The organism is Salmonirosea aquatica, assembly GCF_009296315.1.
In the GTDB taxonomy this organism is placed as follows: Bacteria; Bacteroidota; Bacteroidia; order Cytophagales; family Spirosomataceae; genus Salmonirosea; species Salmonirosea aquatica.
In genome coordinates this window covers 3,057,050-3,080,219 of sequence record NZ_WHLY01000002.1, presented here as the reverse complement: position 1 = coordinate 3,080,219, position 23,170 = coordinate 3,057,050, and the positions used below count along the sequence as shown (strand labels likewise).

Genomic DNA, 23,170 nt, shown 5'->3' with positions numbered 1-23,170 from the left:
AGTCGATTCAACAAATGAATAAGCTTATTCTGGCGATGGGATTTTGCCTACTGTCCTGCTCTTTTACCAAAGCGCAGGTAGCTACCTATAAAAATTCGGTACGGGCAGGTATAGATTACATGAGTCTGGATGCTCCCGATGATTTAGGGTACCGGGCACGCCTGGGATATGCCCGACATATCGGGAACGATCGGCTGGTGTTTGGGGTCAATCTTGGCTACTTAAAGGTTCGAAATTGGGAACATATCGCCAATATTTATACTGCGAATAATTATTCGATCGAAGGTCGTCCCCGCGAACGGGTGACTGCTGATGTGACCGTTTCTTTTGATTTCCTTAAAAACCAACGCCACGCTCTGCGGATAGGAGCCGGACCTTCAGTCTGGTACCGAAAAGACGACCGCTTGCGGAGTGCTCAGTATATCGTTTTTGAAAACGGTACGCTCACGGATGTGAAGACTCAGTGGGAAAGATTCGACGAATTGAACGTAGGCTACAATCTACTGGCCGAATATGAATACCTTATTACTCCTGAAATTTCGATAGCAGGGCGGTTTGGTGTAGCTAATCTAAGAAGGTCGGGCATCAGTTCAGTATTTGGCTTAGAGGTAGGCTATCGGTTTTGACGTTCCACCCCAGGCTATTTTTCTAATTCAGGGTAGGATCGGTAGGATAGTGGGCAATGGAACGGTACTTGCCGCCCATGTCTTTGAGAACTTCGCGCCAAAACCCCTCCACAGGCGTGGAAAAAATCAATTCGGCCCGCCCCTGGGTGACGTACCAGGCTTTTTGCTGCAGTTCACCTTCCAGCTGCCCGTCGCCCCAACCCGAGTACCCCACAAAAAACCGGATATCGTCATTGGAAAGTTGATTCATATTCAGTAGCGTTTTCGCATTTTCGAAGTCGCCCCCCCAGTACACGCCATCGGTGATTTTGCCCCCGCCCTCGATCAGATCGGGGCGACGGTGGATGAAGTGTAGCGTGTTTTTTTCCACCGGCCCTCCCAGGTAGAGCGGAACATCCTGGTAAATGGTTTCTTCCAACACATCGCCCAGCATGACATCCGTGGTCTGATTCAGCACAAACCCAAACGAGCCGTGCGCGTGGTGATCACAGAGCAGAATCACGCTCCGGTCAAAATTGGGATCACCGAGGAAGGGCTCGGCGATCAGCAGTTTTCCTTTCGAGATAGGCATAACGGATGACAGGACGATTGGAGACAGAGTTGGTTTACCGGAGGTAATATAATGTGAAATTTTCGGGAATTGAAAACCTCTTTTCCTTTTTTCCACGAAAATTCCTCACTAAAATTGTCCCGCCGCTTCACATTCGCCAGAGAAATTCATTTACTAAGTACCCCCCATAGACAATGCGCGAAAAATTTTGGTGGCTGTTTGGAAAAATGCTGGACGGAATGGAATGGCTGCGTCACAAAGTCGTCAACCAGGAAATCCGGACGATTACGTTGCAGGCACTTCCCTTCTGGATTGCCTCCCTCGTGACCGGTATTGTGGCAGTAGCCTACGAGCGGCTTTTCGTACTTTTCGAGCGCGCCGGTCGGCTGTTGATCGAAGACGCACCCTGGCTCATTTTCATTACGGCGCCTGGTTTTTTCGTATTATCGTGGTGGCTGGTGTACCGCTACGCGCCTACTGCCCGGGGGAGCGGTATTCCGCAGTTGATGGCCTCCATCGAACTTGCCAATCCCCGGCAGGACAAGCGGGTAGATCGGCTGTTGGGCCTCCGCATCGCCTTTGTCAAGGTAATCAGTAGCTTGAGCCTGCTGCTGGGCAATGGCGCCATTGGTCGTGAAGGCCCGACGTTGCAAATCTCCGCGTCCATTTTCCGGTTCGTCAACCGCATCCTGCCCGACTACTGGCCCAAGGTATCCAAGCGCATCATGCTCGTAACGGGTGGTGCCTCCGGACTGGCGGCCGCGTTCAACACGCCCTTGGGGGAATTGTGTTTGTGGTGGAAGAACTCACCAAGACCCATATCACCTACTTCCGCACGGCGGTTTTTGCTTCGGTCATCATCGCCGGTATGACCGCCCAGGCCCTGCTGGGGCCTTATCTGTACTTAGGGTACCCTAAGGTCACGCCGGTGGGTATATCCTTCGTGGGGGTGGTGTTGCTGGCCGGTGCGCTGGCAGGATGGGCCGGCGCGATGATGGCCCGCCTGCTGCTGCTGATTGGAAGCTGGAAAAACAAGATCGTGACCAACCAACGCCAGCAAATGATCTTTGTGGCGGGGGTAGGTCTGGTATTCGCTTTCCTGATTTATTTTACGGGCACCGAGTCGGGAGGTAGCGGAAAGGAGCTGATGAACCACCTGTTGTTTTCGGACAACAAGCACACCGAGTGGTACGAGTTTCCGGCGCGGTTCATCGGGCCGATCCTGAGCTACCATAGTGGTGGCGCGGGGGGTATCTTCGCCACCTCGCTCAGCGCCGGAGCCACCCTGGGTGCCGGACTGGCCGGACTGCTGGGCGTGGCGGCTACCAATTATAATCTGGTGATTCTGGTGAGTATGGTAGGGTACCTTACCGGCGTTACGCGCTCGCCCTTTACCTCAGCGATTCTAGTACTCGAAATGACCGACCGCCACAGCGCCATCTTCTATTTTCTACTGGCGGCTATGATCGCCAATCTGGTAGGGTACCTGGTCGAACAGAAATCATTTTACGAGCAGGCGAAGGAACAGTTCATGGAGCCTTCGGTGAAGGGGTAGGGCTAAACGCTGTGGCGTCAGGTGGAAATACCTGACGCCACAGCAACCTTGTCTAACCACCTACCGCTTTTTTCGTTTCCCCCCCGAGCTCTTCCGCCCACGCGGTGCGGGGATCGACGACCCTACCTTTCCACCTCCCCGGGAAGAGGATGAACCTCGCGATGAGGTACCCGAACTACGGCCACCCGACCTGCCTGAACTCCGCGTAGCTTCAATGCGGCGGCTGCGCGTGTGCGAATCGGGACTGTCGGCCAGAAGCAGATCCATACTGCGGCGGGCGAGGTTGGTGTCCTTCACCCGCACCTTCACGGTATCGCCGAAGGTGTAAATTTTCTTGGTCCGCTGACCGATGAGGCGGTAGTTTTCTTTATCGAGTTCGTAGTAATCATCGCCCAGATCACTCATGCGAATCAGACCCTCGGAGGCCGTTTCAGTGATTTCAACGAAGATACCGAAGTCGGTGACGCCCGTGATAATACCATCGAACACGCGGTCAAGCGCCATGGTACTCATGTACTCCACCTGCTTGTACTTGATGGAGGCACGCTCGGCCTCAGCGGCCATGCGCTCGCGCTCGGACGAGTGCTTGCAGGCTTCCTCGTAGGGCTCGGGATTGGGCGATTCGCCGCCGTCGAGGTAGTGTTGCAAAAGACGGTGCGCCATGACGTCAGGGTAGCGGCGGATGGGCGATGTGAAGTGCGAGTAGCGCCGGAAGGCCAGACCAAAGTGTCCCAGATCTTCGGTAGTATAGCGGGCCTTAGCCATCGTGCGTACGGCTAGCGATTCGATGAGGTTCTGCTCGGGCTTGCCCTCCACGTCTTCCAGCATCCCGTTCATAGACCTGGCGATTTCCTTTTCCTCGTCGGTATTGATTTTATAGCCTAGCTTGGCCACAAACGTGGCAAAACTTTTCAGCTTTTCCGGGTCGGGCGCTTCATGCACCCGGTACACCATTGTGTTCTTGTTCTTACCTTTGGACAACCCATAGACGTACTCGGCCACGCGGCGGTTGGCCAGCAGCATGAATTCTTCGATGAGCTTGTTGGAGTCCTTGCGTTCTTTCTGGTAAATCCCCAGCGGCTTGCCTTCGTCATCGAGAATAAAGCGGACTTCCACGGTTTCGAAGTTGATGGCTCCTTTTTTAAAGCGCTCTTTCCGCAGAATTTTAGCCAGATTATTCAGTAAATCGAGAGCTTCGGGGTAGTCGCCTGCTCCGGTTTCGATCACTTCCTGCGCTTCTTCATAGCTGAACCGGCGGTCGGAATGAATGACCGTGCGACCAAACCACTCCTCTACCAGCTTGCCACGCGTGGTCATCTCGAATACCGCCGAAAAGGCCAGTCGATCCTCGTTGGGACGTAGCGAACACAGACCATTGGAGAGTTTTTCGGGTAGCATCGGCACGGTGCGATCCACCAGGTACACCGAGGTAGCGCGGCGATAGGCCTCCTTCTCCAGCTCAGTATTGGGACGCACGTAGTAGGCCACATCGGCGATGTGGATGCCAATTTCGACATTGCCGTTGTCAAGGTACCTTAGCGACAGCGCGTCGTCGAAGTCCTTGGCGTCCACGGGGTCGATGGTGAAGGTAGCTACCTCGCGCATGTCACGCCGCTTTTCGATTTCCTTTTGCGGTATTGCATCGGGGATGGCTTCGGCCTCGCGCTCTACATTAGGCGGAAAATGTATCGGCAGGCCAAATTCGGCCAGGATCGCGTGCATTTCGGCGTTATTGTCGCCGGCTTTACCGAGTACCTCGATGATCTTCCCCTCGGCTTTGCGCGTACGGCTGGGCCACTGCTCGATGCGAGCGATGACTTTGTCGCCATCGTTGGCGTCCTTGAGGTCTTGCAGTGGAATGTGGATGGGATCGTAGATTTTCCGGTGATCCGGTTCTACCAGGGCGTACTTAGGCCAGATTTCGATGACGCCCACCACTTCGGGTCGACCGCGCTCGAGTACTTCAGTCACGCGGCCTTCGAGCCGGGTACCCCGTGCGCGGCCGTCGCTGAAAATCTGCAGCTTGACGATGTCCGTGTCCATTGCCCCCTTCAGGTTTTCGGTTTCTACGTAGATATCGTCGTCCTGCCCTTCGACGGCCACAAACGCGAAATTTTTATTGACATGATCTACCTTACCAATCAGACCCGCTTTGGTGGTATCGGCGGTTGCACCGTAGGTACCATCGGGGTGTTTGAGGAGCTTGCCACCCTCTTGCAGTTCGTGCACAATTTCGTCCACCAGGCGGCGGAGTTTCTTATCACCCGCCCCAAAATGATCGTGGATGTCGGGCAACCGAAAAGTATTTTCATTATTCATTTCAAAAAACGTGGCGATGTCGGCCTTCAGGCCGTCCACGAACGACAGCAGAGTACGGGGCGGTTTACTGCCGGTACTCTTGTCTTTATGTTCCCTGTTTTGGGATTTGTTTGATCTCATATTTTAGCTAATGGCTACTAGCTTATAGCGGGTAGCCTTTTAAAAAAAATAATTTTAGAATAGCCCAACAAAAGCGGGCCAATAGTTGACGGCTTCTTATTTCAGGGACAGCCAGAAGCCCTGCTGCTTATTTATTTTTGTTTAAAGTAAAACGGGGGTACCTGCGAATCTACAGGAAAACTGAAATTCTGCTTTTAATTTTCAGAATACCCTTTTTCACTCCACCCGAATGATGTTCTCATCGGCGACGGCCTTCTGGCAATGGAGGCCCAGGTACACCTGAGCCAGTACCACCACGTCTTCGCGGCAATAGCGGCTTATTTTTTCAAGGTCGTTCTCTTCGTAAAATACGGGCGTCACCTGCCCGCCGCTCATTTCGTCTTTGCTGCTCGCAATACCAAACACGGCGGCTAGTAAATCCAGGGACGTGTAATTTTTGTAATCACCGAATTTCCAGAGTTCCAGCGTATCCTGATGCAGGATTTCCCACGGCTTCTTACCGGCCAGCTGCATGGCCCGGGGTAGCGCAATCCCATGAATCAGCATGCGTCGACACAGGTAGGGGAAATCAAATTCCTTGCCATTGTGCGCGCATAGGATCAACTGGTCGGCGGGGTACTTCTCTATAAGCGCTTTGAAATCCCGTAGCAAGGTGGCTTCGTCGGTATTGGCAAAGGACCGGACTTTAAAGGAAAGTTCGTCACGTTCGTTCCAAAACAACTGCCCGAAACCAATGCACACCACCCGGCCAAATTCGGCGTAGATGGCCCCCTGTCCGTAAAACATTTCGGCATTGGTACGCTGATCGTCGCCCTTACGTAGTTTGTCCGCTTTTTTGTCCCAGAGCTGCTGCATCCGCTCGTCCAGTTGATCGTAAGCCGGGTGAGAGGCGACGGTTTCGATGTCGAGAAAGAACAAATTACGAATGCGGCGACGAAATTCTTCGGTCATAAGAGGGCTGATGGCTATTGGCTAATAGCTTTTTAAATCCTTTCTAGGAACTCCATCCCCGGAATTCCATTCTGGATAAGATCATATACAAAAGCTACCAGCCATCAGCTAATGGCCATTGGCTTTTTAAAAAATTATTCATGCAACACCCCCACCAGTCCCAGCGGTTTTATTTCGATCAGGTTGTCGGGTACGATGCTGTCTGGCACGAAGATAAACTTTTTATCGTAAACCTGATTTTCGATGAAGTAGCTGACCCAGTACTGGTTGGTCAGGTGAAAAAGCTCCGGCATGATCGGCTCCACGATGACGTGGCCGCCCGGAGGTACCTCCGGGAAAAAGTGCCGAAGCGTGGAGGTTTTCTGATCGGCGTTACTTTCCAGGCTACCGTACCCTTTGGACGTCACAAAAACGTTGGTGATGGTTTGCGCGTTTCGGTTGATCAGCGTCACGTGCCAGGCCTCGGCGCTGAGTTCATTGATCGTACGCACAATAGCGACCTGAACGCCCTCGACGGGCAGGAATGGAATATCTTTTTTCATTTTTAGTAGGTTCCAAAGCAGAAAGGGAAATAATCAGTTGCCCAGGGTTTCGGCCTTGAGATGGGTACTATCCTCCATGGGTGAATGGGAGATAAGTTCTAACCCGAACAAGGTTGCCAAATGGTTTTTTAGTTTTTCCGTTACTTCTTCCAGGGGTACCTCCCTTCCCAATTTTTGCTGCATGGAGGTAACGGCTTTGTCATCGATGCCGCAGGGAATGATGTTTTTAAAGTAGGTCAGATCGGTATTCACATTGAGAGCGAAGCCGTGCATGGTCACCCAGCGGCTGGCCTTAACGCCCATGGCGCATATTTTTCGCGGATCTTTTTGTGTTTCGTGATCGAGCCACACGCCCGTAAGGCCTTCGATGCGCCCGGCATTAATGCCGAAGTCGGCCAGGGTCAGGATAATGGCTTCTTCGAGTGTCCGCATGTAGCGGTGAATGTCAGTAAAGAAATTGTCCAAGTCCAGAATGGGGTACCCTACCAGCTGGCCGGGGCCATGGTAGGTGATGTCGCCGCCCCGGTTGATTTTGTAAAATGTCGCCTGTACTTCTTGCAAACCGGCTTCGTTTAGCAACAGGTTTTCGGGTTTCCCGCTCTTGCCCAGCGTGTATACGTGCGGATGTTCACAAAAAAGGAGGTAGTTGGGCGTAGGCGTTTGGTGTTCGGGCAACGCACCCCGGTTGGCGATCTTGATGGCGACGATCTCGGCGAAGCGCTCTTCCTGATAGTCCCAGGCTTGCTGGTAATCGAGCAGGCCCAGATTCCGAACGTAGCTTCGTTTGTTTATTTTAGAATTCATGAAAGGTATCTCGTAAAAACCGTAACCGGAAGCTCCCGCTAGGTTTCTACGGCTAATAACACTATTTTGGATCAAAAATGTTCAGATGGCTACCCATAACGACACCGGGCACTGGGGCGAAGAACGCGCCGCGGAATTTTTGCAAAAGGAAGGGTTCAGGATCGTTGTCAAGAACTACCGCCACCGTCACGCGGAAATCGATCTGATTGCCGAAAAAGACAAGCTGCTGATCTTTGTAGAAGTGAAAACTCGTAGCGGCACGGGCTTCGGCATGCCGGAGGAATTTGTGAACTACACCAAAACCAGGCTCATCATGAAAGCCGCCGAGCAATACATCTTCGACAACGACTGGATGTTCGACGTGCGCTTCGACATCATCTCAGTACTGATCCTGCCCAATGGAAACCTGAACATCCGGCATATTAAGGATGCGTTTTGTTAGGGAATTGGGCGAACGGTCAAATAGCTAAGGGGATATCTATTAAAGAACATCGTATAACCCTTAACCTTTCACCGTTTAAGCCAGAATCAAATTTTCCTTTCCAACAACCTCACGATCTTCTCCAATCCGTCAGCGTCGTCCTGGCTGAAATCATCCAGTAGGTCACTGTCTACATCGAGTACCATCGCCACGGTACCATTCCGATTGAAAACGGGTACCACGATCTCGGATTTGGACGCCGAGCTACACGCAATATGCCCCGGAAACTGTTCGACGTCCGGAACGATGATCGTTTCGGCCCGCGTGTAGCAGGCCCCGCATACGCCCTTGTGGAAGGGAATCCGAGTACAGGCAATGGGCCCCTGAAATGGTCCCAGCACCAATTGTCCTTCTTTCACTATGTAAAAACCTACCCAGAAAAAGCTAAACGCTTCTTTCAGAGCGGCGGCCGTATTGGCCAGATTTGCGGTCAGGTCGCTTTCGGAGATTACCAGAGCTTCTAGTTGCGGGTACAGCGCGTCATAGAGCTCAGCGCGGCTTGTGGCGGTGGGAAGAGCCAGTGTTTCGGCCATTATTGTTTCAAGCCCTTGATGTAGGCAATACTGATGGGTACGTATTCCAGTTCTTTGTTGCTTTCGTCTTCAATGAAAAAGTGCTTGATCCCAATCTTCTTGGCGGTACGAATCACTTCTTCCATGGCTACCTGCCCGCTACCTAATGGTACATCGTTTTCGGCGGGGGTACCTCCGGTCAGATCACCCTTTACGCCCTTTTTGAGGTCTTTGAGGTGCATCAGCTTCCATCGGTTGGGGTACTTATTGAGCAATTTCACCGGATCGCCGCCGCCAAACTGCGTCCAGAGTACATCCATTTCGAAGGACACATACTTAGGATCGGTATTCTGAATGATGTAGTCCAGCAGGGTACCATCGCCATAGGGCTGAAACTCGTAGCCATGGTCATGGTAGCAGAATGTGATTCCGCTTTCCTGTAGCACCTTACCCGCACGGTTGAAATCCTCTACGGCTTTTTTGGCGTTTTCGAGCGTGAAGTTCCCCTTTTCGTGGGGTATCCAGGCTACCATCACGTACTGGGCACCCAGCGTTTTGGCCCGTTGGGCTACTTCTTCCGGCGATTTCACCAATTCCTCATAACCCGCTCCGGTAGACGGAATGCTGATTCCCCGGTCGGCGCACATCTTCTTGAATTGTTCGGGCGTGTACCCTTTTGGCGCGCCACCTTCGATTTCAGTAATACCCAGCGACTGGATGCGGTCGAGGGTACCTTCGACGTCTTTTGGAAAATGAGCACGGTAGGTATAGGCTTGCACGCCCAACGGGAAAGTATACAACGGCTTGCCTTTCTTCTGGGCCAGTGCTTCGGGTAAATTTGTAAAAAGCAGCACCAAGGCCAAGGCAGCTAGTACTAAGGTTATCTTTTTCATGAAATCAAGGGATTTGATGGAATAGCAATTTGGTTATTGTTTCTTTGCCCCTGCAAGATAATCCAGTAAGAATCGCCAAACAAAAAAGTTGCAAACTCATGGCCGATAGCCGTTCACCTGCCCATCATCGTCACATCCTGCTCATGAATGGGCCCGACCACAAAGGGTTGATCTACCTCGTGACGCGGGTGCTGTTTGAGAATAATCAGAATATCATCAAGAATGACGAGTACGTGAGTCCGTCGGGGCGGTTTTTCATGCGGACCGAGTTCGAAGGCGATGCCGATCTCACCCAACTGACTCAGACCCTAAACAAAGAACTACCCGAAGGAATCCAGATCCGGATCAATCCCAAAAAGAAAAAAGACATTGTCTTGTTGGTCACCAAGGAACACCACTGCCTGGGTGAACTGCTGATCCGCTATGCCTTCGACGAGCTGGACGCCACGATTCAGGCTGTGGTGAGTAATTATAATGTACTACAACCGCTAGTAAGCAAATTCGGCATTCCGTTTCACTACATCGCACATGAGCACAAAAGCCGGGAAGAACATGAGGAGGCAATCCTGCGGACTCTTGACATCTACCAGCCCGAGTACTTGGTGCTGGCCAAGTATATGCGGGTGCTTACACCCGGTTTTGTGACGCAATACAGCAACCGAATCATTAATATCCACCATTCTTTTCTGCCCGCCTTTATGGGCGCCAATCCTTATCGACAGGCTTACGAACGGGGCGTGAAAATCATTGGCGCTACGGCGCATTTTGTGAACAACGACCTGGACGAAGGGCCGATCATTGCGCAAGACGTGAAGGAAGTAGACCATCGCCTCACGGCTACCGATATGGCTACCCTGGGCCGCGATACCGAAAAGCTGGTACTCTCGAAAGCGCTCAAGTTGGTTTTTAACGACCGGGTGTTCATTCAGGATAACCGGACGGTGATCCTGTAGGGTACCCTACTTCTTTGCCCGTTCGGCTTTCCGCTCCTGCCGCTTTTCCTTCCGTTCTTCTTTGCGTTCTTCCCTTTTCTTGCGGCGATCTTCCCGGTACAATTGCCAGGCCTCTTTTACGCTGAGTGTATTGTCGAATGTGTCGGTCAGGGCGCTTACGTAGGCATTGCGCAACACGCCGATCAGCACGGGCCAGAGACTGGTCTTGATCTCGCCCACTGTACCTTCCAGTGGAATGCGCGTCGCGACCTGATCTTTTACTTTGTTTTCCAGGATCTTGTTACCTCCCTCGGCGATCAACTCACGCACAAACTTCGTGACCGTGCGGTTGTCGCCCTCGTTCCACTCGAAGATCTGCATATCATGCGTGAGGGGCTTAAGGTACCCCTGGATGTTGCCGTCCTCCATTTTCATCTCACTCACCAGGTCCAGGGTACCTTTTTCAAAGTCAATGTTACCATACCGCGTGGCTAGGGCGTTGAGTTTGGTAAGCTGTAGGTCGTTGACTTTCAGGTTATAATTAAAATCCGGCGTTTTCTTCAACAGCTGCATATCGGCATCGAACGTCATGGTACCCCCATAGCCGGGCAGATCGCCCGATGCCCGCACGGGCGAGGGTAACTTATTTCCGTTGTCGATCACGTTACGAATATTGGCAATTTCCAGCTGAAAGCTTTTCATCGAAAGATCAGTACTGGGCTGAGAAACGACATTGGTCAGATTGATGGTACCATCCACTACCACGAAGCGGTTGATGTTGATGGGCAGCAGGTCTTTGATTACCTGCGTCCAGTCGTTTTCGGTACCTGTCTGGCTCGCCGATTCATCCTTACTAAACGCAAAGTTGATTTCGGGTCGGTAACAGGTTACCTCAGCCACCAATTTGCCCTTGAACAGCGCGTTCCATTGTACGGATAGATCCATTTTGGGAATCATGACAAAGGGCTGTTCTATCTTCCCGTTGACCTTGCGGATGTTGATGCTATCGATCTGGTAAGCACCTCGATATAAGGCAATATCTACATCGCTGACGTGCCCGGTATAGCCATCCATATCGGCCAGAGTTTTGTTCACATAGCGAAGTACAAAGTAGGGTAGCAGCAGCCGGGCAATGATCAGTACGACTACAATTCCCAATAATATCTTTACGGATTTTTTCAAAGCAGTTCGTTTTGTAAAAGATAAGAGTCCCCAAAAGGTACTCCGGTTCCAACCCGTACGCGTCAAAAGAATGATGCCAGCGAACTGACTTTCTGTAAGGCGTGTCTTCGTAAAAAGTATTTACAGCAAAACTGTACCCCAGGCAGGTACCTTCAATTAGCAAGAGAGGCCGATTGATTGATTCAATCGGCCTCCGTTTTTTTATAAAATCTCCGTTACGGTTTCTTGCGCTTCAATGCCAGATCGTGGGCCGTATCGTAGTACGAGCGCAGGTTGGTCCAGTCGAACACGTCGGAGATATTCTCCACGCGGTTGCGCTGCATAATGCGGTCGCGGCGCTGCATTTTCACGAATTTGAACAGAATATCGGCCATCTGGTCGGCGGCCTGGGAGTAATTCTGGGTCTTGCGGTTGATGACATAGATACCCCGGTTCTCGTAGTCACGCATGATCTGCATAATATAGTCGCCGAAGCCCGACAAATCGCTGGTAACGGTAGGTACCCCACGCACCACGCATTCGAGCGGGGTGTAGCCCCAGGGCTCGTAGTAGCTGGGAAAAACGCCCAGATGACAGCCCCGCACAAACTGACCGTAGTCCAACCCGAAGAGCGGATTGGTGGACGACACGAAATCGGGGTGATAGACGATCTTGACGCGGTCGCGCTCGTTATTGACGAGGTTAGCCTTACGGCAAAAATCCGTAATACCGTCCTCCTGCTTCAGATCGTGCGTGACGAAAGCGGGTAAGGCTTCGGTTTTCCACGATTGAATGGTGCGCCGCAGCCGCAGCCGCCAGTACTCGTCGACAAACTGGTTGAGGTCGGGCATACGGTGACTGGTACCCGAAGCCGTAGCCAGAAACAGCTTTTCACCTACCTGCTTCTCGATGGCCGTACAGGTTTCCTGCAATTCGTCCAACACCGCCCGTGAATGCAGCACATCGGGATTGATGGAATAGTAGGGCTGCTTGGTGACAATGAACATTACGACGGTCATGTCGGAGCCCGACTGGATCATGCGCCAATTGAGACGGGCCAGCGCTTCGAGCGTCAGATCATAGCCCTTGTTGCTGAACTCGTACCGGCCCGAAGTAAAGAAATACAGCGTATTGTCCAGGTCGAAGGAATAGCTGGGAAAGAAATGGCCCAGCACGAATTCATGGATTTTCTCCTTGTACTTGAGATGCAGATTCTGAAATTCATGCACGGCCTGAAAGCGCATGACATTGAGTCCGTTAGGCGTCACCAGATCGGGAATTCGGCCCAGGAATACCTCACACTCCCGGGCGGTTACGTCGCTCACCGTAGTCAGCACGTGTGCATTCTGAGCCGCCTGCCGTTCGAAGGAAGCCTGCGTCACGATGCCATAGTGACGGGCTTCGTGTTCCCAATCGAAGAAGGGGAGTTTGTTATAAAATCCCTCCACATTCTGGGCCAGGTACCTACCCAGCATGGTAGCGTGCGTGGTGAAGGTGAGGGCGATCTTGACATTGTCGCGGCGCAGGCCGGGCAGCCCGCTACTGGCCATCCATTCGTGGAACTGGGCACTGATGTCCGCCTTCTTGGCGTATTCTGCAGAGAACTCCTGAAGGAAAATCCGCACCATATCCCCGAATACAATCACCTGATTAACAAGCTCCTCCGTGTCGATGGTCGAAACCCGGTGCTGCTCCCAGAGATTGAATTTTATCTGATCCAGCAGGTGCATCGAGCCCGCAATGTCAAACAGAATCACGCGGGGTTTCCCTGTCACCAGCCAATAACCGTACTGTACACCATAGCCCATCTCCCGCATTTTGCCCACAATACGACCGGCCGGGGAATCATCGAGGTCGGTAATGGGTTCAAACTCAGAGGAGGCCCGTTGGGGAAAATAGGGGCCCAGAAGAAAGTAATCCTCGTTCCATTTCTCCACCATAGCAGGTACCTTGGTTCGGATCACGGTATAAATCCCGCCCACCTGGTTGCATACTTCCCAGGCCACTTCAAAGAGGATACTTTTCTTCGGTTTTTTAACTATTGTTTCCAAGTTAGGGTATAGTTAGTTATTTCTACGGTTCGGATTGAAAGGTACTATTTTTCATTAAAATCACAAACAATTGGCTATTTACCGTGAAAATTAGAAAAAAGTCCGATTTGCCCACCAAAGTATGCCCCACCTGCGGACGGCCCTTCGCCTGGCGGAAAAAGTGGGAAAACTGCTGGGAAGAAGTAAAGTATTGCAGTGTACGCTGCCGACGGGTACGTTCTGGCCCACAAAAGATCCACCCTGAGTAAGGAGGTACCATGGTCGGCGTTGCTAAATTCGCCCACTTCGCTCACGGGAATTGGGCTAAAATCCGTTACTTTGAAAATTGAACCAACGCCTGATCTGCATCTCTGTGAAAAAAGTCGGTTTCGGAATCATCCTGTTTTATCTGTTTTTTCAGGGCCTCACGGCCTGTCATGCTCAACCCGAAACGCACGACGAGGTACCTAGCCCCCCCAAGCGCGAACTGCGGGCGGTGTGGGTGGCAACCGTGGACAACATCGACTGGCCCAGCCAGAAGAACCTGACTCCCGACGTGCAGCGACAGGAATTCACCAACCTGCTCGACTTCTACAAACAGGTAGGCATGAACGCCCTTTTTGTGCAGGTGCGCGCTGCGGGTGACGCCTTCTACGCCAAAAGTACCGAGCCCTGGTCGGAGTGGCTCACCGGCGAGCAGGGCCGGGCGCCGGTTCCTTTCTATGATCCCCTGGACTATATGATTCAGGAGTCACACCGGCGGGGCCTCGAATTCCACGCCTGGCTTAACCTCAACCGACTGGTGCACCGGTCTTCCACCAGCGTATCGGCCCAGAACCTGAGCCTCACCCACCCGGCCTGGATTCTCAGCTACGACGGAGCCAAGCTGTTCAACTTCGGCCTGCCTGAGGTTCGGCAGTTCATCACCGACATGACGGTCAACGTAGCTCAAAACTATGACGTCGACGGCATCCATTTCGACGACTACTTTTATCCCTACGCCGTAGCCGGACAAACCCTGGATGATGAAGCTACCTTTCGGAAGTACGGGCAGGATTTTGCCAGTAAAGCCGACTGGCGACGCCATAACGTGGATGTGTTGATCAAGCAAATTCACGATGCACTGACCGCCGTCAAACCCCGCCTCAAGTTTGGCATCAGCCCGTTCGGAGTATGGCGCAACCGGCGCGACGATCCGGGCGGCTCCAATACCACCGGGGGCCTTACTTCGTATGACCATATGTTTGCCGATACCCGGAAATGGATTCAGGAAGGCTGGATCGACTACATCGCCCCTCAGGTGTACTTCTCTTCGGGATTTGCCAAGGTACCTTTCCGGAATCTGGTGGACTGGTGGGCCGATAACCATTTCGAGCGCCACTTGTATGTAGGACAAGCCGCCTACCGTGTGGGCTACAAGGATAAGGACAAAACCTGGCAGAACGCTTCGGAACTTCCCGATCAGGTACGGTATGCCCGTACGAGCGGAGCCGACGGCAGTATTTTTTTCAGCTCCCGCTCCCTGAAAGCCAATGCCCTGGGTTTTGTAGATTCGCTGCGCACCGAATTGTTCCGGTTTCCAGCTCTGGTACCTTCCATGCCCTGGAAAGACAATGTCCCACCCCTGAGCCCACGCCACCTGCGGGCCACAACGCATCCGGGCGGGGTAGAGCTTTTGTGGAATGCCCCCGAACTGGCCGCCGATGGTGATTCGGCGTGGTACTATGTTGTATATCGATTCGAGCAGGGGGAAAAACCCTCGGCCCACGATCCACGCCGGATTGTGGGCCTGTGCCATGAGGGGCAGCGGTTCGTGGATCGCACCACCAAGCCGGACAAAAAATACCTGTACTATGTTACGGCTGTCGACCGTCTGCATAATGAAGGGCGTCCCATCGGTCCTCTGCGACTATGGATACACGAAAATCGGTTGCAGCGGTATGAAAACGAAGTATCAGAGAATTAATGCTTTGGTTTTAGCCTAAATCCTACCTCGTATGACCCTGGATGAATTAAAGGATGCTTTCACCCGCACCATGCAGGTATATATTACCGCACTGGACCGCTACACGGATGAACAGTTTGCGGCAAAGCCCGACGAACAAGAATGGTCGCTGGGGCAGATGTACGAGCACTTATACGGTGCGAACACATACTTTTTTCTGGCCAATGTGAAGCGATGTCTGGAACAACGTAAAGGACAGGAGGGCGGCGAAATGAACGCGAATGGCCAGAATGTTTTTAAGTACAACAGTTTCCCTCCCATCAAGGTCAAGGTACCCGAAGCCGTGCGCGGGCCTGAGCCTGTGGCCAAAAGCCGAGAGACGTACAAGGTACTCTTCAAAGGTACCCTGCGCGACGGGTTGGCCTTGGCCGATGCCGCCGCCGCTGATGCCGGTATCTACAAAACCCAGCATCCGGTGTTTGGCTGGATGAATGTGCTGGAATGGTTTCAGGGCATGGAAACGCACGCCCGGCATCATTTCCGTCAGCAGAAAGAACGGGAAGACTGGCTGGGGATAACGGTGGTCTGAAAAATTCAATTCCCGCACTTTATTGAAACTCCTCCATCACTTCTCCGACCGAACGTACTTCTTCAAAAAAGGATAAAATTCGGGTAAGGATACCTTCCACCACGGCATCGGGGCACGAAGCTCCGCAGGTAAGTAGAATCGTGAGGGGTACCTTGTCGGGCAGGTAGCCTTGGGTCGTAATTTCTTCTTTCTGGTGCATATCAAAATGCCGGATGAGGGTACGGTCCAGAATTTTATCTGCGGAGGTAATGAAATAGGTAGGTAGCTTGCTCTCGCAAAGCTCTACGATATGCGAAGTATTGGAACTGTTGTACCCCCCGGCTACGATGGCCAGATCAGCCGGATGCATAAGCAGCGCGTACGTAGCATCCTGATTATCATTAGTAGCATAGCAGAGTGTGTCGCGGGTATTGGCAAAATGCCCGTCCATCTCGGCGGGAAGCAGCTGGTAGTGGCGGATCATCACCTGCTTGAGGTAATCGGCGATGCCCTGCGTGTCGGATGCCAGCATGGTAGTCTGGTTCACGACGCCGATGCGCTTGAGGTCACGCGCCGGGTCGAAATTTTCGGAATATTGGCCTTTAAATTCCTCGTAAAATTGTTCTCGGGTACCTTCGCCGGTGATGTAGGTACCTAAGCGCTGGGCCTGCTCCATATTTTTGACTACTACGGTCGGCGCGGCTTCTTTGCTGTGCGAAAAGGTAGCGCGGGTTTCTTCGTGCATCGGCTTGCCATGTACCACCACGGTATATTCCTTCTCACCGATTTGGGTGGCGCGGTTCCAGACTTTCTCCACAAACGGGCAAGTCGTATCGTAGCCATACGCGTCGATCCCGATTTCTGAAAGCTTATTCTGGATTTCTACGGTCGTGCCGAAGGCAGGTACCACCACCACATCGTCGGGCGTCAATTCTTCCCAGGGAATGAGCTGATTTCCTTTGGTATCCATCAAAAAACGTACCCCCCGCTCCTGTAAGTCAAGGTTGACGTCGGGATTATGAATCATTTCGCTCAGAAGAAAAATACGCTTGCCGGCGTTTTCGGATATAGCCCGGTAGGCAATTTCAATAGCGTTTTCTACGCCGTAGCAAAAGCCGAAATGCCGGGCCACCAGAAAGCGGACAGGGCCGAAATCAAGTACCGTAGGGTGAAGTCGCGCTTAAGCTTATCGCGCTTACGACGGTATTCCTTGATGGGCGAAATAATATGGCTCCGGTAAAAATCCGGTATGTCGAAGGCTTTCATTCAGTTGATAATGGACGGTGGACAGTGGACAATGGTTTTGCCCACTGCAAAATGTTGGTTGCTGACAAAGGTACGTCCGCTTTGAAAACAACACACGCTTTGGGGGCTTTGTTCGCGGATGCTTTGAAGCAGAGTTAGGCTATTTCTCAAAAAATTTACGTACCTCGTGCAACTTACCGCACTGGGTAGCGGTCTTTGATTCAGAACGTTCAAAAACTAAACCTTCCGTTTGGAAACAAAATTGTACACCGACCGACACGTCGACTTGGTGGAACGCTGTAAACTCGGTGAGCGCAAGGCGCAGCACGAGCTATACAGGCATTATTCCAAAGCCATGTTCAATGTCTGCATGAGGATGCTGAATCACATGGGGGAGGCAGAAGATGCCTTGCAGGAAGCGTTTGTAGATGCTTTTACGCACATCCATCAGTTCAGGCAGCAGTCTACCTTCGGAGCATGGCTGAAGCAGATTGTGGTAAATAAAGCCATCAATCAATTGCGAAGCCGGAAAATGCAATGGATCCAGCTGGAAGAGTGGCAGGCCGCCGACGGGGAACTGTACGGCTCGGAAGATGGCCATGACGAGCACGAAGACTCGGTGTACGAAGTGGAGCGAATCCGCCACACGATGCAGCAGTTACCGGAAGGGTACCGCGTGGTGCTGACCCTGTATTTGTTCGAAGGATACGATCACGAGGAAATTGGAGAAGTGCTGGGAATCAACGAAGTAACTTCAAGAACTCAGTACATGCGGGCCAAACGGAAATTACTGGAATTGATGAAATAGGAGTTCTGGCACAAAGTTCCAGAGGTACATAGGCAATAAGTAATTTGTATGATGGTTTTATCGAATGACTTTAAAGCAAATTTTTCAACAATTCAACCAATACACCTATCAACGATTATACAATTTGACCCAAACATTTACTTTTTAACGAGTGATTGACCATGAAAAAGTCTTTTGATAAGAAGGATCGGCTGGAGCGGTTTGTGCGCGACAACCGGGAGGATTTCGATATCCTGGAACCGGACGATGCTTTATGGGGACGCATTGCCGGGCAACTCGGCTCGGAACCCGTATCAGAGCAGACGGTTCCCCTGAAAAAAACAACCCGCCCCCGCAGCTGGGGCAGTCTCTACTTCGACTGGCGCATTGCCGCGGGCCTGATTTTGGCCATAGGAATATCCTATCTGGCGTACCTCAATAAAGAATTCGGCGTCACCCGCGATCCGCAGGTAGCCCTGAATGTACCGGCCTACGCCCGGGAGTTCACGCATTACAACGATGCCATTCAGGAAAAGCGAGCCGAACTGATTCGCCTGACGAGCGATAATCCGGAATTGTACCAGGAATTCTCGACCGATCTGGACCGCCTGGAAAAAAGCTACGGAAATCTGCGCTCGGAGCTACCAAAAGCTCCCAACCAGGAAGCCCTGATCCAGGCCATGATCCAAAACCTGCAATGGCAGATCGATCTTTTGAATCAACAATTGACTATTCTTCAACGTATCAAACAGGCTGACAAACGCCATGAAAATAAGAGCATCATTTAGTACCATGCTGCTTGTCCTGGGTACCTGGATGGTAGCGCAGGCCGAGCAGCCCAAGTTGATCGAAAAGCGAAAGAGCGTGGTAAAAGTATATACCGTCGACTCGCGCGACCAACTCTCGGTAGATAATCAGTACGGCCAGGTAAAGATCAACCTGTGGGATAAAAAAGAAATACGGGTAGACGTGTCCATCACGGCCAACGCCCCCACCGACCAGCGGGCTGCGGACTACCTGAATGCCGTCACCATCAGCGAAAAACGCGAGGGCAATGTCATCACGCTTCGTACGCTGATCGACCGTAGCCAGTTCGGGTCCAGCAACTGGAACTCCTGGCGTAGTAAGCCCGGTGAGAAAAACTCCATTCAGATTGACTACGTGGTCAATATGCCCAAATTCAATGCCCTCATTGTCAGGAACAAATTCGGTAATACGGATATTCCCTGGTTCCAGGCACCCCTGACGGTACAATCGCGCTACGGCAATTTCTCAGCTGAGGATTTGGGTAATGCCAGTAATACCATCGAGGTAGCCTATGGAAAGGCCAAAATAGGCAAAATGGATGGCGGTAAAATGGAGATACGCTACTCTGATTTCGATCTAGATCAGGCGCGCACACTGCTACTGATCAACAAATTCGGTAAGCTTACCATTGGGGAAGTAGGAAGCTTGGAAGCGGATATAGACTATTCGGGGGCTACGATTGGCCGGGTCAATGAATCCTGTAAAGTGAACCTCAGCTATTCGGGTAACTTCCAGGTCAATCAGTTACCCCACTCAGCCGAAAATGTGGACATTCAGGCCGCCTATTCGTCGGTCGTATTGCCGGCCGAGTCCAGCCAGTTCAATGTGACGGTTACGCACGGTGATTTCCGCCTGCCGACCAACCTCAAAGTAAATTTCACCAATCAACCCAGTAAGACCGACTCGTACCGTTCCACCAAGCAATATTCAGGTACCGTAGGCTCAGGTACGGGTACTATAATCAAAGTAGTATCCACGTTCGGTGATGTGCGATTGAAAGATTGATTTCCGGTTGGACATCGGCCTAAGTATACAGGATTCCAGCTTATGAAAGCCTTACACAGCCAACGGGGTACCCTGAGAATTCTCAGGGTACCCCGTTGTTTTATTAAGCAGTTGTCACTCTTTTAATTGAGGAATCCAGTGGAAGCGTAGTAGGGGGTGCTGGCTTTTTTCTCATTTCTCTTATCAATCACTACCCCGGTCACCGCCCCGGCTCCTGCACCGGCGACAGCACCTATAACGGCACCTTTAACCCGGTTGTTCTTGGAAACGACGGCACCCGTTACGGCGCCTACTCCGGCCCCGATCAAAGCGCCCTTCACGGGAGTGCTCATGCCTTTTTTCTTCTTTACTTCGGAAGCAGGCACGGTTTCAGTCGTAGGTGTGGTTTTCGCTGGTTTGTAAGCGTCGTTGTCCGATGAAGTCACGGGCGCTTGCGAGGTCCATTCGTTGTCCACTTGCTGGGTTGCCCGTGCGTCTTTGGGCAAAGTACCATTCAGGTAGGCGTTGCTATTTCCAAGTGCGGCCAATTGGGCAGGAGTCAATCCTTCCTGCTTGGCTTTTAACAGCTCCATCTCATAATTAAGCTTCATGATTTCGGTCTCATGCTTGGCTTGCAAAAGTTCGTTCTTGAGCTCAGCACTCGTCTGATTTTCAGGATTCGAGTTGTTGACTCCGTTACAGGCAAACATCATACTGGCAACTACGGCTATTCCGATTAGATTTTTCATGGTTTCTTACTTTTGGGCTCCCTCGTCCATTCCGTTCTCACGAAACGGCGGTTAGAGCGGGTGAAAATTAATCACTATGTGCTCCTTTTTGGTTTTATGTGATGCACAGTGGTTAGAGAGAAAGCGTGGAAAGAGGTTTAATCCTGTATATAAAATTTATACACGCATTTTCAAAAAGGTACCCTGATCCGTTCCATAACCCCAAAAAAAAGATTCATCGGAAATAGTTTTCCGATGAATCTTTTATAGACTTAGTATGCGGCGGAAGATACTAATTAGCCCCGTCTGGCTACTGTTTTTCTACTTTATCCAGTTCTTCCCACGTCCAGGCGCTAGTTCTACCGTTCGTTTGGGCCCGCACACGTTTCACATCTGCGGGAGTTACCAGTACACGTTCCAAAAACTGAGGTGAAACGCGGGGGATGCCATTCCCGGCATTAGCCAGGTCGTAACGGATGTAGCTCAGTACCGAAGCGATCCACTCGTCGCTGTTGGCTCCCATGGGCGGCATCATATCAGGGTAGGTTTTCCCGTCGACCGGGCCGGTCAATCCATGCAAAAGAATTTTTATCTCCTCATCCTTTTTACCCGTCAGGCGGCGGAAATTTCCCGACAGCACCGGGGCCAGATTCGTGGGGGTACCTTTGCCATCAGGACCATGGCAGGTAGCGCATAGCGACTTAAAAGTGGTAGCCCCATCGAGCACCATTTTCCGGCTGGCCGCGTCCAGGGCGCCAAGCCGTGCTCCGTAAGTACGGATGGATTCATTCTTGACGAGGGTACCCTGCACGCCCGCCAACATTTCATTGGCTGGATTTTTGGCCAGCACTTCGTCCACGATAGCTTTGGTCTGAGGCGCTTTAGAATAGCCCAGCGACAGCAGCAGCTGGGTGAGCACATCGTAGCTGGGATCATTTTTTAGAGTAGCCAGTTTAGTCAGCACCTCGGGGTCATTCTTTTTGATAAAGGGTTCGCTGTTCCATATGGCCGCCTTACGCAGCTGGGCGTCGGGCGACTGCATCAGCGTAAGCAGTAGCTCTTTATCCAGTGCCTCCAGACCTTCGAGTGTCCACAGGGCGTGAAGTTGTCCTAAGGGTGAAGGAACTTTGTCTAAGGTACCTTTCTGACCTAGCGCCATTTGTCGCAAAGCGGGTACCACTGATTTATCAGCCCGAATCACCAGTTCTTTCTGGGCGTTGTCGCGCCACCAACCGTTGGCATGGTCGAGGTACTTGACCAGTTGAGCGGGTGATTCGTCCAGCATGTGAGGCTTGGGGCCCGGCTTCAGTCCATCGTACACCAGCCGATAAATCCGGCCCCGCTGCTTATTGTTATCCAGGCCCAGGCGCTGAATCTGGGGCCGTAAGTAGCTGTCTTTTCCGGTCCAGGTAGCTTCCTGGATGATGCCCCGGTTCATGTCTACCAAGTACAGGCAACCGTCTGGTCCAGTGTAGGTATTCACCACCCGGAAATTCATATCGCTGGAAGCAATGAATTCTTCCTGCTCGTAAACATTTTCCAGGGTCGTTTTTCCCGCTTTATCCACAACCCGGGCACGGCGGATAATCCGGGCAACGGGTTCGCTGATCAGGTAATCGCCCACCAGGGTTTTGGGAAGGCGGTCGCCCCGAAATATAGACTGTCCATTGCCAGCCGTAAAGTGATTCAAAGTGGTGTCGGCGCGGAGCCGTTTCACGCCGCCCTGCACATCCGGGGTCTTGATAATAGGCCATACGGGACTAAACGTTTCTTCGTCGTAAGCATCCCGGAAATTGAGCTGCCCGTAGGCGGGGTTGATCTGAAATCCGATGCCGGCGTTCTCGCCTCCACCCTGGCTAAAAAACAAGCGTCCGTAGTTGTCATGCGCCAAGCCCCACTGACCAATGTTCCCTCCGATCAGCGAATCGGCCTGAATCATGCCGTTCTTATACCGAAACCGTACCGGGTCCACCGTGACATAGATCCAGTTGTCAAGGTTCCAGTCCAGCCCGCTGCGCTGGTGTTCCATATTTCCCGGAGCCTTCCTACCTACCTTATATACATGCCGTTTTTGATCGGCCACGCCATCGCCATTCGTATCTTTATAGGCATACATATCGTACGTGTCGGTTTCATTGACCAGTAGTTCGTGCCCTACACACAGTAGCATGCGGGGAAGCATGAGCTTGTCAATAAACACCGAACTCTTATCCATTTTGCCGTCCCCGTTCGTGTCCTCCAGCAGCATGATGCGGCTTCGGGGTTCGTGCTCGTCGGTACCTTCCACATCCTGCATGTAGGTTTCCATTTGGGCTACGTACATGCGGGCATTGCCATCCCAGGCAATCGCCACGGGCTCGGTGACCATGGGTTCACTGGCCACCAGTTCCAGATGGTACCCCCTGGGCAGCCGAAACGAGCGCAGACTTTGCTCAGGCGTAAGCGGAGCCGGTGAAGGGTTATCGTCCACGGTGCGGGGCGTGGCAAAGCCCGACTCAGGCAGTACCTGCTGGTTGGCCGAGGCCTGCCCGGGTGTACGGGCGGTTCGCGTACAGGTAACGATCAGAAAGGAGGCGAGTGCCAGGGTACCTATCAGCCGGAATTTATTTTTCATACGATAACACGGGGAT

At 52.2% G+C, this 23,170-nt stretch carries 20 protein-coding genes and 2 pseudogenes; 10 read left to right on the top strand and 12 right to left on the bottom strand.

Annotated features, from left to right (window positions below; translation table 11 throughout):
- Positions 1 to 14: 14 nt before the first annotated feature.
- Entirely contained in the window at positions 15 to 626 is a 612-nt protein-coding gene (locus GBK04_RS13945) for a hypothetical protein (RefSeq protein WP_152760635.1), read from the top strand.
- 22 nt (positions 627 to 648) lie between these two features.
- Here GBK04_RS13945 and GBK04_RS13940 read toward each other — a convergent pair whose 3' ends face one another.
- On the bottom strand, positions 649 to 1,197 hold the full coding sequence (locus tag GBK04_RS13940; protein WP_152760633.1) for a YqgE/AlgH family protein: 549 nt from the start codon (positions 1,195 to 1,197) through the stop codon (positions 649 to 651).
- 173 nt (positions 1,198 to 1,370) lie between these two features.
- On the opposite strand from GBK04_RS13940, the pseudogene GBK04_RS13935 reads away from it, so the two are divergent.
- Positions 1,371 to 2,731 (top strand): annotated as a pseudogene (locus GBK04_RS13935) (chloride channel protein).
- A 60-nt stretch (positions 2,732 to 2,791) separates the two neighbouring features.
- On the opposite strand, the gene rnr reads toward GBK04_RS13935, so the two are convergent.
- The 4 genes from rnr to lipB form a co-directional block, all read right to left on the bottom strand.
- Positions 2,792 to 5,170: a ribonuclease R gene (gene rnr, locus GBK04_RS13930; protein ID WP_152760631.1), complete on the bottom strand. Its 2,379-nt coding sequence runs from the start codon at positions 5,168 to 5,170 to the stop codon at positions 2,792 to 2,794.
- Between the two features lie 216 nt (positions 5,171 to 5,386).
- Positions 5,387 to 6,121, bottom strand: a complete 735-nt coding sequence (locus tag GBK04_RS13925; protein WP_152760629.1) for a 3'-5' exonuclease — start codon at positions 6,119 to 6,121, stop codon at positions 5,387 to 5,389.
- A 134-nt stretch (positions 6,122 to 6,255) separates the two neighbouring features.
- The gene (locus GBK04_RS13920) at positions 6,256 to 6,663 is read right to left on the bottom strand and encodes a hypothetical protein (RefSeq protein WP_152760627.1); all 408 of its coding nucleotides are present in this window, start codon (positions 6,661 to 6,663) and stop codon (positions 6,256 to 6,258) included.
- A 33-nt stretch (positions 6,664 to 6,696) separates the two neighbouring features.
- The gene (lipB, locus tag GBK04_RS13915) at positions 6,697 to 7,467 is read right to left on the bottom strand and encodes a lipoyl(octanoyl) transferase LipB (protein ID WP_152760625.1); all 771 of its coding nucleotides are present in this window, start codon (positions 7,465 to 7,467) and stop codon (positions 6,697 to 6,699) included.
- An 85-nt stretch (positions 7,468 to 7,552) separates the two neighbouring features.
- Between lipB and GBK04_RS13910 the strand changes: the two genes are divergently transcribed.
- A complete protein-coding gene (locus tag GBK04_RS13910) occupies positions 7,553 to 7,909 on the top strand; it encodes a YraN family protein (protein ID WP_152760623.1) in 357 nt (118 codons plus the stop codon).
- Between the two features lie 86 nt (positions 7,910 to 7,995).
- Here the strand turns inward: GBK04_RS13910 and msrC are convergent, their stop codons facing one another.
- A complete protein-coding gene (gene msrC, locus GBK04_RS13905; protein WP_152760621.1) occupies positions 7,996 to 8,481 on the bottom strand; it encodes a free L-methionine (R)-S-oxide reductase MsrC in 486 nt (161 codons plus the stop codon).
- The gene (locus GBK04_RS13900) at positions 8,481 to 9,353 is read right to left on the bottom strand and encodes a sugar phosphate isomerase/epimerase family protein (protein ID WP_152760619.1); all 873 of its coding nucleotides are present in this window, start codon (positions 9,351 to 9,353) and stop codon (positions 8,481 to 8,483) included. Before GBK04_RS13900 ends, msrC begins: the two co-directional genes overlap by 1 nt.
- 98 nt (positions 9,354 to 9,451) lie before the next feature.
- Between GBK04_RS13900 and purU the strand changes: the two genes are divergently transcribed.
- Positions 9,452 to 10,306, top strand: coding sequence for a formyltetrahydrofolate deformylase (gene purU / locus GBK04_RS13895; protein ID WP_152760616.1), 855 nt, complete (start codon positions 9,452 to 9,454; stop codon positions 10,304 to 10,306).
- A 6-nt stretch (positions 10,307 to 10,312) separates the two neighbouring features.
- Here purU and GBK04_RS13890 read toward each other — a convergent pair whose 3' ends face one another.
- The gene (locus tag GBK04_RS13890) at positions 10,313 to 11,533 is read right to left on the bottom strand and encodes a DUF748 domain-containing protein (RefSeq protein ID WP_444544416.1); all 1,221 of its coding nucleotides are present in this window, start codon (positions 11,531 to 11,533) and stop codon (positions 10,313 to 10,315) included.
- A gap of 149 nt (positions 11,534 to 11,682) precedes the next feature.
- Positions 11,683 to 13,497, bottom strand: coding sequence for a glycosyltransferase family protein (locus tag GBK04_RS13885; protein ID WP_152760612.1), 1,815 nt, complete (start codon positions 13,495 to 13,497; stop codon positions 11,683 to 11,685).
- An 83-nt stretch (positions 13,498 to 13,580) separates the two neighbouring features.
- On the opposite strand from GBK04_RS13885, the gene GBK04_RS13880 reads away from it, so the two are divergent.
- The 3 genes from GBK04_RS13880 to GBK04_RS13870 all read left to right on the top strand — a co-directional run bounded on the left by GBK04_RS13880 (position 13,581) and on the right by GBK04_RS13870 (position 16,010).
- A complete protein-coding gene (locus GBK04_RS13880; RefSeq protein ID WP_373330973.1) occupies positions 13,581 to 13,745 on the top strand; it encodes a DUF2256 domain-containing protein in 165 nt (54 codons plus the stop codon).
- Positions 13,746 to 13,849: 104 nt separating this feature from the next.
- Positions 13,850 to 15,442, top strand: a complete 1,593-nt coding sequence (locus GBK04_RS13875) for a glycoside hydrolase family 10-like protein (protein ID WP_373330972.1) — start codon at positions 13,850 to 13,852, stop codon at positions 15,440 to 15,442.
- Between the two features lie 31 nt (positions 15,443 to 15,473).
- Positions 15,474 to 16,010 carry a DinB family protein gene (locus GBK04_RS13870; RefSeq protein WP_152760610.1) on the top strand — a complete coding sequence of 179 codons (537 nt, stop codon included), beginning with the start codon at positions 15,474 to 15,476 and terminating at the stop codon, positions 16,008 to 16,010.
- A 19-nt stretch (positions 16,011 to 16,029) separates the two neighbouring features.
- On the opposite strand, the pseudogene GBK04_RS13865 reads toward GBK04_RS13870, so the two are convergent.
- Positions 16,030 to 17,255 (bottom strand): annotated as a pseudogene (locus GBK04_RS13865) (4-hydroxy-3-methylbut-2-enyl diphosphate reductase).
- Between the two features lie 229 nt (positions 17,256 to 17,484).
- Here GBK04_RS13865 and GBK04_RS13860 point away from each other — a divergent pair.
- From GBK04_RS13860 to GBK04_RS13850, 3 genes are all read left to right on the top strand, one after another.
- A complete protein-coding gene (locus GBK04_RS13860; RefSeq protein WP_152760608.1) occupies positions 17,485 to 18,042 on the top strand; it encodes an RNA polymerase sigma factor in 558 nt (185 codons plus the stop codon).
- A 161-nt stretch (positions 18,043 to 18,203) separates the two neighbouring features.
- Positions 18,204 to 18,809 (top strand): hypothetical protein, encoded by a 606-nt coding sequence (locus GBK04_RS13855; protein ID WP_152760606.1) that lies wholly within the window; start codon positions 18,204 to 18,206, stop codon positions 18,807 to 18,809.
- A complete protein-coding gene (locus tag GBK04_RS13850) occupies positions 18,787 to 19,833 on the top strand; it encodes a hypothetical protein (RefSeq protein ID WP_152760604.1) in 1,047 nt (348 codons plus the stop codon). Before GBK04_RS13855 ends, GBK04_RS13850 begins: the two co-directional genes overlap by 23 nt.
- Before the next feature lie 122 nt (positions 19,834 to 19,955).
- Here GBK04_RS13850 and GBK04_RS13845 read toward each other — a convergent pair whose 3' ends face one another.
- Together GBK04_RS13845 and GBK04_RS13840 are read right to left on the bottom strand one after the other, a co-directional pair.
- A complete protein-coding gene (locus GBK04_RS13845) occupies positions 19,956 to 20,561 on the bottom strand; it encodes a YMGG-like glycine zipper-containing protein (RefSeq protein WP_373330971.1) in 606 nt (201 codons plus the stop codon).
- Positions 20,562 to 20,850: 289 nt separating this feature from the next.
- A complete protein-coding gene (locus tag GBK04_RS13840; protein ID WP_152760602.1) occupies positions 20,851 to 23,154 on the bottom strand; it encodes a PVC-type heme-binding CxxCH protein in 2,304 nt (767 codons plus the stop codon).
- Between the last annotated feature and the right edge of the window lie 16 nt (positions 23,155 to 23,170).